A 20,063-nucleotide genomic window follows, 5' to 3' on the forward strand; every position below is an offset into this window, starting at 1 on the left:
ATTAATGCTTCCGAATTAGGTTTGCTTAGCTAATCGATTCAATTTCGGCGCTCGCCAGTTTCGTGGGGTACATGAGGTGTCACCACCGACATTGGAGTATGCGCTGTAGGTGATTTACACGATCCGACTGGCGCTGTCGCGGATTTCTTCTACCCACACTCTCCCGAACCAGTGTGGAGTGTTTTGGTCGACCCCAATGTCATGGGGGATTGGTTCGTCGAACAGGTCGGGTTCCGTCCGGTGGCGGGTACGCGTTATCGGCTCATGGATCTTCCGGCGCCGATTGCCAACTCTTGTGGGAACATTGCCGGTGAAGTCTTGGTGGCTACGCCAAACGAAATGCTGGCGATTTCCTGGTGGGATACGAAACTTCCCGCCCCCATGGCCTGGCGAACCGCGTGGACATTGTGTGCGGTTCCGAACGGAACCAGGGTGGTCTTGAGCCGGCCGGCATTCAGCAGCGATGACCCTGCAGTGCGGCGGATGGCGGCCCTCTCCGATCGATTCTGGCCGACTGCGATGACCAAGTTTGGGCGTCTCATCGATCGTGCAGCGACTATGCCTACCGATGGGGGCACCCGCGAGCCCCCATGCGGACCGAGTTTGCCTGGCTAACAAATGAGAACACGGCGATGACCCAGATTGATGGGGTATGAAAGGTAACCCAATCAATCTGGAGAGTGCCGTGCCCGACGACGCGAACGACATCGCCACCATCATCCTGGACCAGTTCTATCCGCATCCGTCCGCGCGAGTGTGGAGCGTGATGGCGTGTCCTGATGCGATGGAGGAATGGCTGATGGACCCGATTGGTTTTCGGCCGCAGGTGGGTACCCGGTTCCGTTTCAATGCCTTTCCCTTGCCCATCGCCGACTTCTCGGGTGCGCTGTCCTGTGAGGTGCTCGCGGCTACCCCAAATAGGGTGCTGTCGATCCGCTGGTGGGATATGAAGTCGTCGAAGCAGACGGAGTGGACGGTGACGTGGGCACTGCACGAGGTTCCGGGCGGCACCATGGTCACGCTGCGTCACGACGGGTTCGATATGAGCGATTCCGCGTCGCGCATCTATCGGACGATTTCCGAGCGTGGCTGGCCCGGGATCATGGGCAAGCTTGGGCGATGTATCGACAGCGCGCGGGCCGACCGGGACCGGCCTCCGCACTGTCTGGTCACTGATGTATCCGCCTGAACGCCCACGCAGATCACGTATCTGCGGTATCTCAGGGGTATGACCGCGTCGCGGGACGACCTGACATCGGTGACGGTTGGGCAGTACTTCCCGTATCCGGCCGACCAGGTGTGGCGCGCCATTACGTCGGCCGCCTCGATCTCCGATTGGACCACCGACATCGGCGAGGACTCGGTGGCGGTTGGCAAGTCCTTCGCGTTCACCACCTTCCCGCTGCCGGAGGTGAGCTTCGGCGGGCGCGGGGAGTGCGAGTTCACTGACGTCGCGCCGGGCGAGCGCTTGGTCTATCGATTCACCACACCGGAGGACTCCTGGGATTTGCGTGTCACATGGACGCTCCATCCGGAGCCTGGCGGGACGCGATTACTGGTTGTGCATGATGGATTTGACCTCGCCAATCCAGCTCATGGGCGGCTGCGCGTTCTCGTTCGCGATATCTGGGCATTGGTCATGTCGCGCATCGAAGAGCTGTTGACTATTCCGGAGCCGGGTGACGATCCCCCGCCCGATGACGCGACGGCGTTCAGCCTGGGCGAGTTCTATCGCCACTCATCGCGCACTGTGTGGCAGGTCATTACCTCGAAGGAGTTTGTCGGCGACCTGGTGAACGACCACGATTTGGTGTCGGTGGAAACCGGCGGCCGGCTGTCCGTAACCACCTATCCGATTCCGCTTCTCGGATTCGCCGGAAGGGTCGATATGGAGTTCTTGCAGGTGCGTGAGCCCGAGCTCATCGTGTCCACCTTCATGATTCCGATCCTGGGTGGAATCACCGCCCTGCGTATGACGTGGCGACTGATTCCCCGGATCGGTGGCACCCAGCTGTGGTTCACCTTGAGCGGATTCGATCCGCAGTCCCCGCTCAATCGCCAGCTCCGATCGGTTCTGCGCGGCGGGGTGCTTCCGATGTTGTCGCGAGTCGGCGAGCTGCTGGAGGGTCGCGGTCACCGCGTGTGATTCCGGATTTAGTTCGGAGTGCCTCCAGGTGTGATGAGGTAGACGCAGCACCGCGGAGATTCTCAAAGTTGAGTGGAACAGACTCAAGGCTGACGGCGTTGGAACTACCGACAAGAATTTCTCTCAACCCAATGGAGGTGTTGTGGACTCGTTCAATCCGACCACCAAAACCCAGGCTGCGCTGACAGCTGCCCTCCAGGCAGCGACCACGGCGGGCAACCCTGAAATCCGTCCCGCGCACCTGCTGGTGGCGCTGCTGAGCCAGACCGATGGCATCGCCGCGCCACTGCTGCAGGCTGTGGGCGTCGACCCTGCGACCGTGCGCAACGAGGCGCAGGCCATTGCCGACCGGCTACCCCAGGTCAGCAATGCCAGTGCCAACCCGCAGCTCTCGCGTGACTCCATCGCTGCGATCACCACGGCACAGCAGCTCGCCACCGAGCTCAATGACGACTACGTATCCACCGAGCACCTGCTCGTGGGCCTGGCCACCGGTGATGCGGGGGAATCGGGGATCGCTCAACTCCTCGCCAACAACGGCGCCACGCCGAACGCGCTGCGCGATGCCTTTGTACAGGTGCGCGGTAGCGGGCGGGTGACCAGCGCCGAGCCCGAAGCGACATTCCAGGCCTTGGAGAAGTACTCCACCGACCTGACTGCTCTGGCCCGCGAAGGCAAACTCGACCCGGTGATCGGTCGTGACACCGAGATCCGCCGCGTCGTGCAGGTCCTCAGTCGACGGACCAAGAACAATCCGGTGTTGATCGGCGAGCCCGGTGTCGGTAAGACCGCCATCGTCGAGGGACTGGCGCAGCGCATCGTCGCCGGTGACGTGCCCGAAAGCCTGCGCGGCAAGACCGTTGTATCGCTGGACCTGGGCTCGATGGTCGCCGGCGCCAAGTACCGGGGCGAGTTTGAGGAACGCCTCAAGGCGGTGCTGGATGAAATCAAGAACTCTGCGGGGCAGTTGATTACGTTCATCGACGAGCTGCACACGATCGTGGGTGCGGGCGCGACCGGTGAGTCGGCGATGGACGCCGGCAACATGATCAAGCCCATGCTCGCCCGCGGTGAGCTGCGGTTGGTCGGCGCCACCACCCTCGATGAGTACCGCAAGTACATCGAGAAGGACGCCGCCCTGGAGCGCAGGTTCCAGCAGGTCCTGGTGGGTGAGCCCTCGGTGGAGGACACCGTCGGCATTCTGCGCGGCATCAAGGAGCGCTACGAGATCCACCATGGCGTGCGGATCACCGACTCCGCGCTGGTGGCAGCGGCCACCCTGTCCGACCGGTATATCACCTCGCGCTTCCTGCCCGACAAGGCCATCGACCTGGTCGACGAGGCCGCGTCCCGTCTGCGGATGGAAATCGATTCGCGCCCTGTCGAAATCGATGAGGTCGAGCGCGTCGTGCGCCGTCTCGAGATCGAAGAGATGGCGCTGTCCAAGGAAGACGACGAGGCCTCCAAGCAGCGCCTGGTGAAGCTGCGTGAAGAGCTGGCTGACAAGAAGGAGCGTCTCGCGGAGCTCACCGCCCGCTGGCAGAACGAAAAGAACGCCATCGACGTGGTCCGTGATCTCAAGGAGCAGTTGGAGACCCTCAAGGGTGAATCCGATCGCGCCGAGCGCGACGGCGATCTGGGTAAGGCCGCGGAGCTGCGCTATGGGCGCATCCCCGACCTGGAGAAGCAACTGGAGGCCGCGCTTCCGGGAGTCCAGGCGCGCGAAAGCGTCATGCTCAAGGAAGAGGTGGGGCCCGACGATGTCGCCGACGTGGTGTCGGCCTGGACCGGTATCCCGGCCGGGCGGCTCCTGGAGGGCGAGACCGCCAAGCTGCTGCGCATGGAAGACGTGCTGGGCGCGCGGGTCGTCGGCCAGGCGAAGGCCGTCGAGGCGGTTTCTGATGCGGTGCGCCGCGCCAGGGCCGGTGTCGCCGACCCCAACCGGCCCACCGGTTCGTTCCTGTTCCTAGGGCCCACCGGCGTGGGTAAGACCGAGCTGGCCAAGGCACTCGCGGACTTCCTGTTCGACGACGAGCACGCCATGGTGCGCATCGACATGTCCGAGTACGGCGAAAAGCACTCGGTCGCAAGGCTTGTCGGTGCCCCGCCCGGATACGTCGGATACGACGCCGGCGGTCAGCTAACCGAGGCGGTGCGGCGACGCCCGTACACGGTGGTGCTGTTCGACGAAGTGGAGAAGGCGCACCCGGACGTATTCGACGTGCTGCTGCAGGTGCTCGACGAGGGACGTCTCACTGACGGCCAGGGACGCACGGTGGACTTCCGGAACACCATCTTGATCCTCACCTCAAACCTGGGGGCCGGTGGCTCCGAGGAGCAGGTGATGGCCGCGGTGCGCGCCAAGTTCAAGCCGGAGTTCATCAACCGGCTCGACGACGTGCTCATCTTCGAGTCACTCAACCCCGAAGAGCTGGTGCGGATCGTCGACATCCAGCTGGAACAGCTGCAGAAGCGGCTGGCCCAACGGCGGTTGACACTCGAGGTGTCCGGGCCCGCCAAGAATTGGCTGGCCCAGCGCGGATTCGACCCGATTTACGGGGCGCGTCCGTTGCGGCGCTTGGTACAACAGGCGATCGGCGACAAGCTGGCCAAGCAGCTGCTGGCCGGTGAGGTGCACGACGGCGACGTCGTTCCGGTGAACCTGAGCGCCGACGGCGAATCGCTCATCCTGGGCTGACGCCTCGGCAGGTAACCGCGAGGGTGCGCTCACTGAGAGATTTCGGCTGATTTCTCCCAGTGTGCGCACGCTCGCGGCGCCGCTCCGGCCATCACGGACCGGTAACTCTTGGTCACGATCCGAGCGCTCCGCGCGGTAGTTGGGCCGGCACCGGTTAGGCTGTCGCGGATGGCTCTACTTTGGTTCACGCTGTCCGCACTTTGCTTCGTCTGTGCGGGCGTGCTGCTGTACGTCGATATCGGCCGCCGCCGCAGCCGCGGACACCGCCGGAAGGCCTGGGCGCGATCTCACGGCTTCGACTACATGTCGCAGGACAAAGAGATCGTCAAGCGCTGGAACCGCGGCGTGATGTCGAGCGCGGGATCGGCCGCGGCCGCCAACGTGGTGCTCGGTCAGATCCGCGGCGAGGCCGTTTATGTCTTTGACCTGGAAGATGTCGCGACCATCGTCGCGCTGCACCGCAAGGTGGGCACCAACGTCATGGTGGACCTGCGGCTCAAGGTGATGCAGGAACCCCGCGAATCCGATATCTGGCTGCTGGGCGCCATCGGCCCGCGCATGGTCTACTCCACCAATCTGGATGCCGCCCGTCGGGCCTGCGACCGGCGCATGGTCACCTTCGCCCACACCGCGACCGAGACGGCGGAGGTGTTGTGGAACGAACAACACTGGACGCTGGCCGCGCTGCCGATCAACAGCAACCGTGAGCAGTGGGACGAGGGCCTCAAGGCCGTCCGCCAGTTCAACGACCTGCTGCGGGTACTGCCCCCGTCCGGGGAGTCGGCGCCCTCGCCCATCCAGGCCGCGGAACGCCCCAGCCGGCCCGTCGGCAGCAGTTCCGCGCCCGCCGGAGACCGGCAGCCCGCCCCCGTGGGTCAGGGCAGCCAGCCGCACGTCCGTTAGGAACGTCGCCAGAGCTGGTTCATCGGCAGCGGCCACCAGAACTTCTTGTCGAGAATTACCGCCAGTGTCGGCACCGTGAAGGTGCGCACCACGAACGTGTCGATGATCAAGCCCAGCCCGATCGTCGAACCCATTTGTGCGATGTTGACCAGACTCGACCCCATCATGGCGAACTGTGTCATGGCGAACACCAGTCCCGCCGTGGTCACCACGCCGCCGGTGCCGGCGATGGCGCGGACGACACCCGTGCGGATGCCGGCGCTCATCTCTTCTTTGAAGCGCGACGCGACTAGCAGGTTGTAGTCGGCGCCTACCGATATGAGGATCGCGAACACCGCGACCGGCACCGACCAGTGCAGCTGAATGCCGAGCACATGCTGCCAGATCACCAGGGCCAGCCCGAGGGTGGACGCGAAGGACACCAAGACCGAGCCGATAACGATCAGCGAAGCCACCAGCCCGCGTAGCAGGAGCAGTACCACTGTAAAGATCACCGTCAGGCAGCCGATCATGATCAGCTTCTCGTCGCGGTCGAGCATCGCCCGCATATCGCCGATCAGGGCTGCCGGCCCGGCGATTTCGATCACGCTGCCCTCCAGGCGAGTGCCCTTGAGTGCGTACTTCATCTCATGCGCCAGGTCTCGGACGCGCTGGATGCCTTCGTCGCCGTAGCTGCTCCCGCTGCCGATGACGATCATCCGGGTGGTGGTGCCGTCCTCGGAGAACATCATCTTCAGGTACGGCTTGAATCGTGGGTCCGAGAGCATCTGTGCGGGGAAGTAAAAGTAATCTCCGGTACCGGCGCTGCTTCGGCCGAGGTCCTGCATGAGCGAGGTCATGGTGTCGATCTGCGACATCATCTGGGTCATCTGCTCGTTGGTCTCGGTCATCAGATCCTGCATCGAGGACATGGACTCGACCATGCGCGGCATCGTCCGCGCGGCCTGGGTCAAGCCCCCGGTCATGGAACCCGAAGTACTGACGAGGCTGCGCATCTGGTCGGTGACACTCGACATGTTCTCGAAGTTGGACAAGGTCGATTGCGCACCCACGCACATCGGATCGGCGGCACAGTTGGGCTGGGCCCGCACTGCTTCACGAACGGGTCCCATTGCCGAATTAAGCTGTGACTTAAGCTGATTCAGGCTGGATTGGATGGGTTGGGCGGCGGCACTGAATTGCCTGGCACCTTGCTGCGCGGTCCGTAAGGTGCCTTGCAGTCCTTCGAGCGTACTCATCATCGAGTTCATGTCGGTGGTCATGGCGTGCATCCGCTGCTGCCGTTGTTCCATGACAATCTTGTTCTGCGACATCATCGTTCCGGCCATCTTCACGCTGTACATCAGTGAGGTTTGATCCATCGGCATGCCGGTGGGCCGGGTGATCCACTGCACCGATGCCACACTGTCCAGCTTGGTGATCTGTTGTGCGGCCTTCTCCAGGAGCCCGATGTTGGCCGAGGTGCGCAGGTCCTCCGGAGCCCGGATCAAGATCATGTCGGGATTCATCTGTCCTGCGGGAAAGTGTTCCTGAATCGCGTTCATACCGGCTGCGCTGGGCATGTCCTTCGGGATGAACTGCAGTTCGTCGTAGTTGAAGGAGGCGCTGGGGATCACCATCATGAGCAGGATCAAGGCGGTGAACGTCGTGATGAATATCGGTTTGGGCCAACGCGCCACCCGGATACCGACCCGGCGCCACAGTCGAGTCGACCGGATGGTCGATCTGGGCTCGAACCAGCCGAACCTGCGAGCCCCGATGAGCAGTGCGCCGGGCGTCACCGTCACCGCGGACAGCACGGTGAAGATCATCGTGATGGCCCCCGGCAGGCCCATGGATTTCATCATGTCCAGTTGCGCGAATGACATGCAGGACAACGCACCCGCGACAGTCAGCCCGGACGCGATCACAACCGGTGCCACCCCCCGGTAACTGGCGCGGAACGCGTCGTCGATGCTGAGGCCGGCACGCCTGCCCTCTTGATAGCGGCCGATGAAGAAGATGGAGTAGTCGGTGCCGGCGCCCAGCGCCAGCGCACCCATCAACGCGTTGGTCATCATGGACGTGGGAATCAGCCCCGCCAAGGTGAGGAAGCTGGTCACCGGGGTCGCGATACCGACGGCAACGCCCACGGTGATCAGTGGCAGGAACGCGACCACAAGTGAGCGGTAGACCAAAAGCAGCAGACCGCCGACAAGCACGAGCGACAGCCCTCCGATGATCACGACATCACGCATCATCGTGTTGATCTGGTCTGCGGCGGCCTGGCTCGTTCCGGTGGCATAGACGGTGGTGCCCGGCGGCTTCGCGATGTTATCGAGGATGTGTTGCACGGCCTTGGCGGATTCCATGGCCTTGGGTCCGCCGATCTCCCCGGCCAGCTGCAGCTGGGCGAGCGCCACCTTCTTATCTGGGCTTTCGGATGCGGTGGCGAATTGCGGATCGGACCACATGTCCATACCCGGTTCGACGTGCGCGGTGTCGGCTCGCAGCTCCTTCATCAGGTGGGCACGAAACTGGCGATCCTCCTCGGTGAACGGCTGGTCCTTGACGACGACGACCGCGGCGGTGTTGTTCGACTCGGACTCCCCGAACGCCTTGGCCATGTGTTTGAGGGCCGCGGCGGATTGGGTGTTGGTCGGCATCATGGGGCTGCCGTGGGTCAGGGCGAGTTCTTCGAGGTTGGGTGCCGATGCCATCAGACCGCCGGCCACCATCATCAGGAGCCCGACGATCACGGCGGCATGCCTGCTGATGACACCGGCGAAGCGTCCGAATATGGGGCTGTCGTGCATCAGTGGCCGCCTTGTGGCTCGAGTTTCTGAAATGCGACGAGATTGCAGCTCACCGAAGGGGTGCGGCCGGCGTCGGTCTTCTCGTCGGCCACCGTGCCGTCGACGGTGATGCGGCAGGTGACGGTGTCGGTCGATATCGCGGTCACGCCCGCCGTGAATCCGAGGTCGCTGGTGGTCAAGCTGGTGTGCCAGGGTGCGGGGCCATTGAAGAGCTTGGACTGGCCCTTCTCGTCGAGGTAGGACACCGTGACGGGTCGGCCGTTACTGGACACCTCGTAGCTCACCGTCTTCGGTTGGCTGAGCGACATGGCGCTGACGGCCTGCGCGGTCGGGGTGGCCTCCGGGGTAGGCAGTGCAACCTTCGGTGCGGTGGTTATGTAGGTGCCCGCGGCGATCCACAGCGCGACGAGTACCGGGTAAATCCAGCGCTGACGCGCGATGAGCCGCACCACTAGCCGGTCAAACATTTCGCGATGCTAGCAACGCTTGCTCGCGCAAGCGGCTGATTCCGGACAATTTGTACTAGTAACTATCAGTACCGGTTATACGACCAGTGAGGGGTATGCGGCCAGCCGGTACGCTGACCAACCATGACCGACGGTCTTCACGCAAGCGGTTCATCCGCGCCTGATGGTCTTCACGCAAGCGGTTCATCCGCGCCTGACGGTCTTCACGCAAGCGGTTCATCCGCGAATTCCGTACGCCCCGGGGCCCTGGTCACCGGCCCCACCTCGGGCCTGGGGGGCGGTTTCGCCCGCAAGTACGCCTCCCTCGGATACGACGTGGTGCTGGTTGCCCGTGACGAACAGCGCCTGAGTGCACTCGCCGACGAGCTCACCTGCCGGTATGGCGTCCACGCCGAGGCGCTGCCCGCCGATTTGGCCGATCCCGCCGATCGCGCAAAGGTCGCCGAGCGCGTCGCCGCCGGGGTCTCCGTGTTGGTCAACAACGCCGGTTTCGCCACTGCCGGCGAGTTCTGGACGGCAGCGCCCGAACTGTTGCGCGCGCAGCTCGACGTCAATGTCACCGCGGTCATGGAGCTGACCCGCGCGGCCCTGCCCTCGATGGTCGAGGCCGGTGCGGGCACGGTCATCAACGTCGCGAGCGTGGCAGGCCTGGTGTCCGGGCGCGGCTCGACGTACTCGGCGTCCAAGGCCTGGGTGGTCTCCTTCACCGAAGGATTGGCAAATGGGTTGTTGGGTACCGGCGTTGGTATGCACGTGCTGTGCCCTGGATTCATCCATACCGAGTTTCACGAACGGGCCGGAATTGAGATGGGCACCATTCCGGAATTCATGTGGCTCCAGGTCGATGATGTGGTCAACGCGTGCCTGCAGGACATCGCCGCCGGTAAGGTGCTCAGCGTTCCCGGGTTGCAATACAAGGCGATCACATCGGTAACGCGGGTAATACCAAGAGGTTTGGTGCGGAAATTCAACAACGTGGTAGGACGGGGTCGTGGCAGAACTTGATTTAGGACCGGATCTGAACCCGGCCGAGCGCGACGAGTTGGCGGCCTTGGTCCGCGATATCGCGGTGGTGCACGGCAGGGTCACGTTGTCGTCGGGCAAGGAAGCTGATTACTACGTCGACCTGCGACGGGCCACTCTGCATCACCGTGCCGGTGCGTTGATCGGGCGACTGGTGCGGGAGCTGACCAGCGACTGGGGCTATGCCGGTGTGGGTGGACTGACTCTCGGCGCAGATCCCGTCGCGACGGCGGTCATGCACGCCCCCGGACGGCCCATCGACGCGTTCGTGGTGCGCAAGTCGGTGAAAGCTCATGGCATGCAACGGCTTATCGAAGGTTTTGAGGTCTCGGGGCAACAGGTCCTGGTGGTCGAAGACACCAGCACCACCGGCGGGTCCGCGCTCACGGCCGTACATGCGGTCCGTGAGGCCGGTGGCGAGGTGATCGGGGTGGCCACCGTTGTCGACCGTGACACCGGTGCCGCCGAGGCCATCCGCGCAGAAGGTGTTCCCTATCGGTATGTGTTGGGACTGGCGGATCTCGGCCTGGCCGGATCGTGACCCTCCGTCGGGCCCTCGTCGCGTTGCTCGCCGGGTCCCTGATCTTGGCGGGCTGCTCGAAAGACCCTGACAAACAGCTGGTTTACGGCGCCCAGACCGCCAAAGTCGGTGAAACACAGAGCCTGTTGGGGTGGAATCTCAGTGTCGCCAACCTGCGATTCCAGAACGGGTATGTGCTGGTCGACATCACGGGGGCCGCAGCCACACCGGGGCAGAAGCCTGCCGCCGCCCAGGATCTACGTTTCGGGTTGTACGGGTCTTTGGCGCATCCACTGGAAGTGCCGGCGTTGAACGGCTGTCGTGACCTGGCCGACCTGTCCGTGCATCCGCTGACGGCCCCGACTCCCGATCGATTGACCGGCACGGTGTGCCTGGGGCCGATGCAGAACCAGAGCGCGGTACGCGGCGTGTACGCGTATTCGGCGAAGGATCGCATCCCGGGAACCACGGTGGCCTACCCGGTGGCCTACCCGATGGGGCTGCTGCCCACCCCACAGAACGACTCCGGTCTGGTGATCGTCACCAAGAGCATGGAGGCCTGGCGGGCAAGCGGGCAGCAGATCAGCCAGGTGGACCTGGGGGATCCGAACGCCTTCACCGGCAACGGATTCTCGCTGCTGGGCCTGAACATCTCGGGGGTCGCGCCGCGCTACCGCGACGAGTCGGCTGAGCGCGGTGGTCCACTCATGGTGACGGTGGCGCCGACGCTGCCCGGGGAGGGGCTGGCGCGCAGCTGTGCGATCTACGGGGCGTCGGTGCTGGTGCTTCCGGATGCCGCCCTCGACGCCGTGCAGCTGCAGCCGTCGTTGTGCCTCCAGGGCGAGATCAACGCCGCGGTGCTCGCCGGGACACTCTCGGTGATCGGCACCCACGCGGCGGTCTGGATGAACCGTGAGTGAGGACTCGAAGGACCATCAGGACTCGAAGGAAGAGCCTCCTTGCCCGACAGAGCCGTCCCTGTGGGGCGCCAGCGGCAACGGAGTGGGGCCATGGGCGGCCGAACGGGGGCTGCCGCTGCCGACGGACCCGCGCTATGACCCAGAGCTCCTGCGTGATGGCGATGCCCGCAACGTGGTTGACGCCTACCGGTATTGGCGACGTGAGGCGATCGTCGCGGATATCGATACGCGGCGGCACCGGCTGCATATAGCCATCGAGAACTTCGAAAACGACGCCAATATCGGGACGGTGGTGCGCACAGCCAACGCCTTCGCGGTGCGCACCGTGCATATCGTCGGCCGGCGCCGCTGGAATCGGCGTGGTGCCATGGTCACCGATCGCTACCAGCACCTGATGCACCATGACAGCACTGAGCAGCTTCTGGAGTACGCGAAGCTGACCGGCCTGACGGTGGTGGCCGTCGACAACGTTCCCGGATCGGTACCCCTAGAGACCGCGGCACTGCCCGCGGACTGCCTGATGGTGTTCGGGCAGGAGGGGCCGGGTGTCACCGAGTTGTCGAAAGGCGGTGCGGTAATGACGGTTTCGATTGCCCAGTTCGGATCTACGCGCAGTATCAACGCGGGAGTCGCCGCAGGTATAGCCATGCATGCCTGGATCCGCCAGCACGCCGACTTGACCGAGGCGTGGTGACCAGAGGATGAGCCACCCCTAGTATCGAGTGCATGGATGTGCTGTGGGCCAACCGCGCCAGTAGCGCCGAAGCCGCAATCACCGCCAGACACTTCTCGCCGCTGTGGCATCTACCGCGCATGCGCTTGGGCATCGTCACCTGGCCGCCCGCGCCGGGTGCCACCTGGTTCAAGAACTGGCACTACTGGTGGCAGGCGCATCTGCAGGACTGTCTGATCGACGCGCAGCTGCGCGACCCGCGCCCCGACCGGTTCAAGTACATCGCGGATATGCAACGCGCACACCGCTTCCGCAACGTGTTCATGTGGACCAACCAGTACTACGACGATATGGCCTGGTTGGCGCTGGCGATGCAACGGGCCTCCGAGCTGTTGGGCCTGGAGCGTCCCCGTGCGCTGAATCGGTTGCGGCAGCAGTTCCTCGATGCGTGGATGCCGCAGTACGGGGGCGGCATACCGTGGCGTAAACAGGACAGGTTCTTCAACACCCCCGCCAACGGCCCGGCGGCAATCGTGTTGGCGCGCACCGGAAGAGTGTGGCGAGCCGAGGTGATGTCCGACTGGATCGACAGGACTCTCGTCGACCCCGAATCGCATCTGGTCATCGACGGCATACAGGAGGACGGCACCCTGGAACGGGCTACGTACACCTACTGCCAGGGCGTGGTGCTGGGACTGGAGACCGAGCTCGCGGTGCGGACCGGCGAATCCCGGCACGCCGAGCGTGTACATCGTCTCGTCTACGCGGTGCGGGATCGGATGACTGAGGAGGGCGTCATCCGGGGCAGCGGCGGTGGAGACGGGGGATTGTTCAATGGCATTCTTGCCCGCTACCTGGCGCTGGTGGCCACGATGTTGCCGGAGAACTCCCCGCAGGACACCGATGCGCGGGCTACGGCCCGCGACATCCTGCTGACCTCCGCGGAGGCGGCCTGGGCCAATCGGCTGATCGTTGAGGACCTTCCGTTATTCGGTGCGGACTGGACGCGGACGGCGGATTTGCCGACCGCGCACGCGCCGGCATCGCAGTTCATCGCCGGTGCGGTCAATCCTTCGAAGGTGCCCGAACGGGACCTGTCGGTACAGCTGTCCGGGTGGATGCTGCTCGAAGCGGCACACGTGGTCGCCTGAGATGGCGCGCGAGGATTTCAGCTTCTTCCATCCGTTGCGGGTCCGGTGGGCCGAGGTCGATATGCAGGGCGTGGTCTTCAATGCCCACTATCTGGCGTACTTCGACGCCGCGCTCACCGAGTATTGGGCGGCCCTGACCGGTGCACGCGACGCCACCGGCGATGGGGTCTTTGGGCACATGTACGTGGTGAAGTCGGTTATCGACTATCACGGGCCGGCCCGCTTCGATGATGTCCTCGATATCGGGGTGCGCAGCGCCCGGATGGGGAGGGCGAGCATGACCTTTCACTTCGAAATACATCGCGGTGGAGAACATCTCATCACCGGCGAGACGGTGTACGTGCATGCGATCGACGGTAAGTCCGAGCCGTTTGCGGAAGCTTTCCGGGACAGGGCGACCGAATTCGAGACGACGCCCGTGGAGCGTGCCTAGTTGAGAACATTGAAGGTCGCCGCCGGTTCGATTCAGGCCGGCTTTGTCAGGGTTCGTCGAGGTGCCCCTCGTTTCGGGCGTGGCATACCTTCCACGCGCCATTGACCCTCTCGGTGTGATACACGAGGTTGATCCCGTTGCCGCCCGGATCCTGCGGGTGATGCTCGGAAGTCAACTGGGCCAGCAGATCGACCTGACCGGGCGGTGATCCCAGCTCCACCGGATGCAAGACCTCTATGTGTGCTAGCCCGATGCGGTCGCGTTGAGACTGCATGACCTGACGGACCTGTTCGTCGGTGCCGACGGAGGTGGCGGCGGCGAGGCGACCGCACACCGTCGCACGCATCAGGCGCACGTCGACGTTGTTCGTTGCGTTTATGTACGTCTGTACGGCCTCTGACGCACCCGCGACATCTGCCGGTGCGGGCTCCGCGCCGGCAGGCGCCGTAAAGCTCGAACCCACTAGCGCGATCGCCGTCAACGCTGTCAGACAACTGCTTATCTTCCCCACAGCGCGACATTAGCGTAGTTTGCTATGACGCGCACCTCGCCATATTTACCCATATTTGGCGGATAGCCGTGGATCTTGCTGGCGAGTGATTTCGACGTCGGCTAGGTGTGCTGTCCAGGGAGGTTGGTCAGTCTGGTGATGGGTGGCTGGCCTCCGATTGCGGAGTGGGCTCGGTGGTGATTGTAGAAGTGCAGCCGGTCCGGCAGGGTGATGTTGCGCTGTTGGGTTGACTCGTAGAACCGTGCGTAGGTCCAGCCGTCGGCCAGGGTGCGGTGGAATCGTTCGATTTTGCCGTTGGTTTGTGGCCGGTAGGGGCGCGTGTACTTCGGGGTGATGCAGAGCTGGGTGCAGGCTTGATGCCAGGGCAATGACCGGTAGGCCACTCCGTTATCGGAGAGGACGCGCTCGATAATGACACCGCGCCCGGCGAACCAGGCCACTGCGCGGTGCAGCACACCGACTGCGGTGGCGGCTTTCTCATCGGTGCAGATCTCGGCATAGGCGAGTCTGGAGTTATCGTCGATCACGGTGTGTACGAATGCTTTTCCAATTCTGGGGCGGTAGTTGTTCGCGGGGTCGCCGCGCTCACCGGTGTGGTGGCCCGTGGCGATGGCATTGCGTTTGCTTTGTTGGCGGCTGAGGAACTTGTGGCCACCGCCGTCGGGGATGTTGGCGAATGTGGTGACATCGACGTGGATCAGCGATCCGGGATGGGGATGTTCGTAGCGGCTCGCCGGTGACCCGGGCGATGTAGGAGAGCCGGTTGATCCGGCACCGGGTCAAGACCGCGTGCACAATAGAGGCCGCCATCTCCAGGCGCCCCGCCGATCTGCATCGGCCCGAGTCGCCCTCGCCACCGCAACACCACGATCCGGCGCACCGTCTGTGGCGCTGTTTTGGTGGGGCTCAGGTGCGGTCGAGAGTTGCGGTCAACCATCACCAGACTGACCAAACTCCCTGGACATCACACCTAAGCCTCGGGTGCTGCTTCCGGGCTCTTCGCGGCCTTGCGGCGGCGCATCCATTCGAAAAACATCGGGGCCACCGAGACCAGCACGATCAGGAGGAAGATGGGTTCGAGCAGCTTCTGAATGATTTCGAACTGGCCCAACCAGTAGCCCAGCAGCGTGAGACCGACGCCCCAGACCACCGCGCCCAGGATGTTGTACAGGGCGAAGATCGGGTAACTCATCTTGGCCGCACCCGCAGTGATCGGAGCCAGGGTTCGCACGATCGGCACGAACCGGGCGATCACGATGGCGAACGGCCCGCGCTTCTCGAAGAAGGCGTGCGCCTCGTCGAGGTACTTCTGCTTGAGGAAGCGGGCCTCCGGCTTGAACATTGACGTGCCGATGCCCCGACCGATCCAGTAGCCGACTTGGCCGCCCAGGATGGCCGCGATGGGGATGAAGACCAGCAGCTGCCACAGCTGAAAACTGGCCTGCGAAGCACCATCGGTGGCGGCGGCAGCAGTGCCGGCGGCCAGCATCCCGGCCACGAACAACAATGAATCGCCGGGCAGCACCGGGAACAGCACTCCCGATTCCACGAAGATCACCACTAGCAACCCCAGCAGCGCCAAGGTTCCGAAGTGACCGAGCAGTTTGATCGGATCTAGGAAATCCGGCATGAGTGCCAGAGTGGTGACGGATTCGGGTGCTGCCAGCAAGTTCACGGCGCCAACAGTACCGTCGATATCTGTCGGCAACCTGGCTGCCTTATGGTGAGGGGCGAATCCGCAGAGCTGACATGGAGGTCATCGAAGTGCCCATCGCCACGCCCGAGGTCTACGCCGAAATGCTGAACCGGGCCAAGGAGCATTCCTTTGCCTTCCCGGCAATCAACTGCACCTCCTCGGAATCGATCAACGCCGCGATCAAGGGTTTCGCTGACGCGGGTAGCGACGGCATCATCCAATTCTCCACCGGTGGTGCGGAATTCGGTTCGGGCCTGGGCATCAAGGACATGGTGACCGGCGCGGTCGCGCTCGCCGAGTTCGCGCACGTCGTCGCCGCTAAGTACGGCATCACCGTCGCCCTGCACACCGACCACTGCCCCAAGGACAAGCTGGATAGCTTTGTGCGTCCGCTGATCGCCATCTCGCAGGAGCGTGTGGCCGCGGGCCAGAACCCGCTGTTCCAGTCGCATATGTGGGACGGCTCGGCGGTGCCGATCGGTGAGAACCTCCAGATCGCGCAGGAACTGCTGGCGGCGACGGCAAAGGCACACATCATCCTCGAGGTGGAGATCGGTGTCGTCGGAGGCGAAGAGGACGGCGTCGAGGCCGAGATCAACGAGAAGCTCTACACCTCGTCCGAGGACTTCGAAAAGACCGTCGATGCGCTCGGTGTCGGTGAGAACGGCCGATACCTGCTGGCGGCTACCTTCGGCAACGTGCACGGCGTCTACAAGCCGGGCAACGTCAAGCTCAAGCCAGAAGTGCTGGAAGAGGGGCAGCGCGTCGCCTCGGCCAAGCTTGGTCTGGCTGAGGGTTCCAAGCCGTTCGACTTCGTGTTCCACGGCGGCTCGGGTTCGCTGAAGTCGGAGATCGAGGACTCGCTGCGCTACGGCGTGGTGAAGATGAATGTCGACACCGACACCCAGTACGCCTTCACCCGACCGATCGCCGGGCACATGTTCGCCAATTACGACGGTGTGCTCAAGATCGACGGCGAAGTGGGCAACAAGAAGACCTACGACCCGCGCAGCTACCTGAAGAAGGCCGAGGCCAGCATGACCGAGCGGGTCATCGAGGCCTGCAACGACCTGAAGTCGGCGGGCCGGTCGGTCTCCGCCGGAATGGCGTAGGGCTGTTTTCGCCGAGTGTGAGCATCATCGCTCGCGCTCGGCGGAATCCGTTTAGTCGGACTGGCAGATCTTCCATTCCTTGTCGCGGAACTGCAGATCGAAGCTGCGCGATGACCGGGTCTGCGGCGCGAACGCCATGAACGAGGTGACGTTGGCCTCGGCGTGCTCGCCATTGACCACAACCTCGTCGATGCTGGCTACCACCGGGTACTGCTTGGCGGCCGCCACCTTCTGATACGTCTGGGACCACTCGGCGTCGGGGTAGCGGACGTAACCGTCGCGGGTTTCGCCGCACGTGATGGTCCGCAGCGCCGCCAGGTTGCCGGTCTGGATGGCGTTGTCATAGTTCTGAATGCTGGTGCGCACCAGCTCTTCTTGTGACGCCTTTGGTGCGCTGGTGCGCGAGATGATGACCGCGGCGAGGACGATCACCGCGGCCAATGCGGCGACGACGAGTACCAGCGCGATCACCCAGCCCCAGCTGCGCTTCTCCTCTTTGCGTGGCGCGATCGTCTCGGGGGTCGCAACCTTGGGGCGGGCCTGGGTCGCCAGCGGTGCGATGAGCTCGGTCTTCGGATCGTCGCCGACGGGCGAGATCATCTCGGTCTTGTTGGCATCAAATCCCGGTGCCGTGTAGCGCGGAACGTCGGGCTTAGCGGGAGCCATCACGACGGTCTGGGCGTCATCGAGCGGGGGAACCGGGCCGGTGTCGGCGGTGTCGGATATCTCCGGGGCGTTCGCGGCGCTATCCGACTGCTCGGCGGAGTCCGCAGACTTGCCGCCCTGTGCGTCGGGCTTGGCCTCGGAATTTCCACCGGTGGGGTTCGCCATGCGTCTCGTTCCTTATCCGTGCTGAGCGCTCTTTTGCGCAGGCGCGATCGACCGCGCCCACCCTATCGCGATCACGGGAGGTGGTACTCGTCAGAATGGGTTCCATGAGTCCAATGCATGATCTGCTGGGTCCCGAGCCGGTGCTGCTACCCGGAGACGTGGACGCCGAATCGGCCCTGCTCAATGGCCAGGATCCCGCCGCGGTGGCGGCGGCGTATCCCTCCGCCTCGATCGCCTGGGCCGAACTGGCCGAGAACGCGTTGGACGGTGACGGCTCTGTGGGCAGCACCGTGACCGCCTACGCCTTCGCCCGCACCGGGTATCACCGCGGTCTGGACCAGTTGCGACGCAACGGGTGGAAGGGCTTCGGTCCGGTGCCGTACTCACATGAGCCCAATCGCGGCTTCCTGCGCGCCGTGGCGGCCCTCGCGCGTGCCGCTCAGTTGATCGGCGAGAACCACGAGTTCGCGCGGTGCTGCGATCTGCTCGACGACTGCGATCCGGCGGCCCGGCCCGCGCTGCTTCGGTCCTAACGTCACTTCCGTCGACACGCCGTGTTACGGCGGCAATGTGCGATACGGACCCGCCACCAGGCGGCGTGTCGACGCGGAGGGACGGCCCAGCTAGAGCAGCTTGCCCCAGAAGCGGAACAGCCAGCCGCCCACGCGCGAGAGATCGGGGTCGACGCCCAATGACGCGACGATCCAGTAGACGGCGTCGAAGAATGCCCTGTTGATCGGCGGCGACATCAGCAGCACGAACAGGATCAGGAATCCGAACGTCTTGGCGTTGCCGAGTGCGCGCTGCGTGTTCGGGCTCAGATGGGGTTCGAGCGCACCGTAGCCGTCCAGGCCCGGCACCGGCAGCAGGTTGAGCACCACCGCCGTCACCTGAAGAAATCCGAGATAGGCCATGGCCGCCCAAAACACGATGTGCTCGCGGTCGGCGAAAAGCGCAGTCGTCCCCAGAATCAGCACCGCGAGTAGGGCATTCGCGCTCGGCCCGGCCACGCTCACCAGGGTGCGCTGCCGATTGCTCATGCCCGCGGTGTGCACGTATACGGCGCCACCAGGAAGCCCGATGCCACCGAGTGCGATGAACACCAGGGGCAGCACGATGGAGAGCACCGGATCGGTGTATTGCAGTGGGTTCAACGTCAGATATCCGCGCGCACCCGTATCGCCGAAACGCCATGCCGTGTAGGCGTGCCCGAACTCGTGCAGACATAGCGACACCACCCAGCCGGCGAACACGAAGACAAATACCCCACCGCGGGCCAGCGGCTCGGTCGAATTGCCGCCGAACCATGCGAGCACCGCCCCGGCGAGGGTGAGTGCGACGAGCGCGAGAAAGACAGGGCTGGGCCGGACCGACTGCTTGACGTTCACGGGCAAAAGCTACCGGACGAGCAACCAGCCCTGTTGGTGCCGATAGAACGTGGACCGGGTGACGGGACGAGGGCCCACGACGCCGTCACGGACGACGACGGCCCCCTCGGAGCCCAGTTGAGCGGCTCGTCCGGTCACCCAGCGACGGGGAACTAGCCGTGCTCGGCCTCGCACCGAGGCCCGCAGGCCCGGCAGCGACTCGATGGGCTCGACATCGACGGCGGCGATGCCCTCGAACAGCAGGGTGTCATCGACGGTGGCCTCGCCGGTGACCCCGACGCCGTCGGTGCTCTGCCATGACGCACGTCCGGCGAGGGCAGTTCCGGTGTCATCCCGGATAAGCGGCACCCGGTGCGCATGGCCCGCGCGGGCCCGTCGTGCCGCACCGATCCCGATCCGATAGATCCGGCGCGTGCGTGAACGGCGGTCCGGCACAAAACCCAGTTCCACGTCCAGTTTTTCTGCGCGCATCAGCCGGGTCAGCACCTGCCCGAGATCGGCGTCCGCGCCGACCACGATGAGCCGCGTCGCACCGTCCGGAAGGGCGTCCACGAGCGCGCGCACGGCGTCGGTATCCGCCAGCTGGTCCACGGGGAGGCCACGCAGAGCACGGGGCAGTCGGCGTACCCCGAACAGCAAAACCCGCGCGGGCGCCGTTTCGGTGCCGCTCGGGGTGTTCACCATGGATCTCCTTCGTCGGTGGCGAATACGTACGGTGCCCTCGCATGCCTGCGCTCTTGCGATACAGTGGCTCACCGGCTGAACAACATTTTGCACGCGCAGCGTCGCGCCGCCT

Annotated in this window: 20 protein-coding genes and 1 pseudogene; 13 read left to right on the forward strand and 8 right to left on the reverse strand. The window is 64.3% G+C overall.

Going from position 1 to position 20,063, the window contains the following annotated elements:
* The first annotated feature begins 201 nt into the window (after positions 1–201).
* The 5 genes from B4383_RS24185 to B4383_RS24205 all read left to right on the forward strand — a co-directional run bounded on the left by B4383_RS24185 (position 202) and on the right by B4383_RS24205 (position 5,747).
* The gene (locus tag B4383_RS24185; RefSeq protein ID WP_286143784.1) at positions 202–615 is read left to right on the forward strand and encodes a hypothetical protein; all 414 of its coding nucleotides are present in this window, start codon (positions 202–204) and stop codon (positions 613–615) included.
* Positions 616–652: 37 nt separating this feature from the next.
* Positions 653–1,189, forward strand: coding sequence for an SRPBCC domain-containing protein (locus B4383_RS24190; RefSeq protein WP_078294290.1), 537 nt, complete (start codon positions 653–655; stop codon positions 1,187–1,189).
* Between the two features lie 39 nt (positions 1,190–1,228).
* On the forward strand, positions 1,229–2,146 hold the full coding sequence (locus tag B4383_RS24195) for an SRPBCC domain-containing protein (RefSeq protein ID WP_078294289.1): 918 nt from the start codon (positions 1,229–1,231) through the stop codon (positions 2,144–2,146).
* Positions 2,147–2,288: 142 nt separating this feature from the next.
* On the forward strand, positions 2,289–4,844 hold the full coding sequence (gene clpB, locus B4383_RS24200) for an ATP-dependent chaperone ClpB (RefSeq protein ID WP_078294287.1): 2,556 nt from the start codon (positions 2,289–2,291) through the stop codon (positions 4,842–4,844).
* 168 nt (positions 4,845–5,012) lie between these two features.
* Entirely contained in the window at positions 5,013–5,747 is a 735-nt protein-coding gene (locus B4383_RS24205; protein ID WP_078294281.1) for a hypothetical protein, read from the forward strand.
* Here B4383_RS24205 and B4383_RS24210 read toward each other — a convergent pair.
* Both B4383_RS24210 and B4383_RS24215 read right to left on the reverse strand, forming a co-directional pair.
* Complete coding sequence (locus B4383_RS24210) at positions 5,744–8,542, reverse strand: RND family transporter (protein WP_078294278.1); 2,799 nt, start codon at positions 8,540–8,542, stop codon at positions 5,744–5,746. The genes B4383_RS24205 and B4383_RS24210 overlap by 4 nt on opposite strands.
* Positions 8,542–9,009, reverse strand: a complete 468-nt coding sequence (locus B4383_RS24215; RefSeq protein WP_078294275.1) for an MmpS family transport accessory protein — start codon at positions 9,007–9,009, stop codon at positions 8,542–8,544. The genes B4383_RS24210 and B4383_RS24215 overlap by 1 nt, the downstream gene beginning before the upstream one ends.
* A 123-nt stretch (positions 9,010–9,132) precedes the next feature.
* Between B4383_RS24215 and B4383_RS24220 the strand changes: the two genes are divergently transcribed.
* The 6 genes from B4383_RS24220 to B4383_RS24245 are packed head-to-tail and all read left to right on the forward strand — an operon-like array spanning position 9,133 to position 13,729.
* Positions 9,133–10,014 (forward strand): SDR family NAD(P)-dependent oxidoreductase, encoded by an 882-nt coding sequence (locus B4383_RS24220; RefSeq protein ID WP_286143779.1) that lies wholly within the window; start codon positions 9,133–9,135, stop codon positions 10,012–10,014.
* The gene (gene pyrE / locus B4383_RS24225; RefSeq protein WP_078294273.1) at positions 10,001–10,573 is read left to right on the forward strand and encodes an orotate phosphoribosyltransferase; all 573 of its coding nucleotides are present in this window, start codon (positions 10,001–10,003) and stop codon (positions 10,571–10,573) included. The genes B4383_RS24220 and pyrE overlap by 14 nt, the downstream gene beginning before the upstream one ends.
* Entirely contained in the window at positions 10,570–11,472 is a 903-nt protein-coding gene (locus B4383_RS24230) for a hypothetical protein (RefSeq protein ID WP_078294270.1), read from the forward strand. The genes pyrE and B4383_RS24230 overlap by 4 nt, the downstream gene beginning before the upstream one ends.
* Entirely contained in the window at positions 11,465–12,166 is a 702-nt protein-coding gene (locus tag B4383_RS24235; RefSeq protein ID WP_078294267.1) for an RNA methyltransferase, read from the forward strand. The genes B4383_RS24230 and B4383_RS24235 overlap by 8 nt, the downstream gene beginning before the upstream one ends.
* A gap of 32 nt (positions 12,167–12,198) precedes the next feature.
* Positions 12,199–13,296: a glycoside hydrolase family 76 protein gene (locus B4383_RS24240; RefSeq protein ID WP_078294265.1), complete on the forward strand. Its 1,098-nt coding sequence runs from the start codon at positions 12,199–12,201 to the stop codon at positions 13,294–13,296.
* 1 nt (position 13,297) lies between these two features.
* On the forward strand, positions 13,298–13,729 hold the full coding sequence (locus B4383_RS24245) for a thioesterase family protein (RefSeq protein WP_078294263.1): 432 nt from the start codon (positions 13,298–13,300) through the stop codon (positions 13,727–13,729).
* Positions 13,730–13,775: 46 nt separating this feature from the next.
* On the opposite strand, the gene B4383_RS24250 is transcribed toward B4383_RS24245, so the two are convergent.
* From B4383_RS24250 to B4383_RS24260, 3 genes and pseudogenes are all read right to left on the reverse strand, one after another.
* On the reverse strand, positions 13,776–14,240 hold the full coding sequence (locus B4383_RS24250; protein WP_139361032.1) for a hypothetical protein: 465 nt from the start codon (positions 14,238–14,240) through the stop codon (positions 13,776–13,778).
* Positions 14,241–14,341: 101 nt separating this feature from the next.
* Positions 14,342–15,177: pseudogene (locus tag B4383_RS24255) on the reverse strand (IS481 family transposase); the annotation flags it as partial.
* 33 nt (positions 15,178–15,210) lie between these two features.
* Positions 15,211–15,870, reverse strand: a complete 660-nt coding sequence (locus B4383_RS24260) for a VTT domain-containing protein (RefSeq protein WP_078294298.1) — start codon at positions 15,868–15,870, stop codon at positions 15,211–15,213.
* A 119-nt stretch (positions 15,871–15,989) separates the two neighbouring features.
* Here B4383_RS24260 and fbaA point away from each other — a divergent pair, with 119 nt between their 5' ends.
* Positions 15,990–17,048: a class II fructose-bisphosphate aldolase gene (gene fbaA / locus B4383_RS24265; RefSeq protein WP_286143780.1), complete on the forward strand. Its 1,059-nt coding sequence runs from the start codon at positions 15,990–15,992 to the stop codon at positions 17,046–17,048.
* A gap of 51 nt (positions 17,049–17,099) precedes the next feature.
* Here the strand turns inward: fbaA and B4383_RS24270 are convergent, their stop codons facing one another.
* Complete coding sequence (locus tag B4383_RS24270) at positions 17,100–17,879, reverse strand: DUF4878 domain-containing protein (RefSeq protein WP_078294259.1); 780 nt, start codon at positions 17,877–17,879, stop codon at positions 17,100–17,102.
* A gap of 104 nt (positions 17,880–17,983) precedes the next feature.
* Between B4383_RS24270 and B4383_RS24275 the strand changes: the two genes are divergently transcribed.
* On the forward strand, positions 17,984–18,412 hold the full coding sequence (locus tag B4383_RS24275) for a DUF3151 domain-containing protein (RefSeq protein WP_078294294.1): 429 nt from the start codon (positions 17,984–17,986) through the stop codon (positions 18,410–18,412).
* Positions 18,413–18,502: 90 nt separating this feature from the next.
* On the opposite strand, the gene B4383_RS24280 is transcribed toward B4383_RS24275, so the two are convergent.
* Both B4383_RS24280 and B4383_RS24285 read right to left on the reverse strand, forming a co-directional pair.
* Positions 18,503–19,267, reverse strand: coding sequence for a site-2 protease family protein (locus B4383_RS24280; protein WP_078294257.1), 765 nt, complete (start codon positions 19,265–19,267; stop codon positions 18,503–18,505).
* A 9-nt stretch (positions 19,268–19,276) separates the two neighbouring features.
* Positions 19,277–19,948, reverse strand: a complete 672-nt coding sequence (locus tag B4383_RS24285) for a peptidase M50 (protein ID WP_078294292.1) — start codon at positions 19,946–19,948, stop codon at positions 19,277–19,279.
* Positions 19,949–20,063 lie beyond the last annotated feature (115 nt).

This window comes from Mycobacterium sp. D16R24 (assembly GCF_002013385.1).
GTDB lineage: Bacteria > Actinomycetota > Actinomycetes > Mycobacteriales > Mycobacteriaceae > Mycobacterium.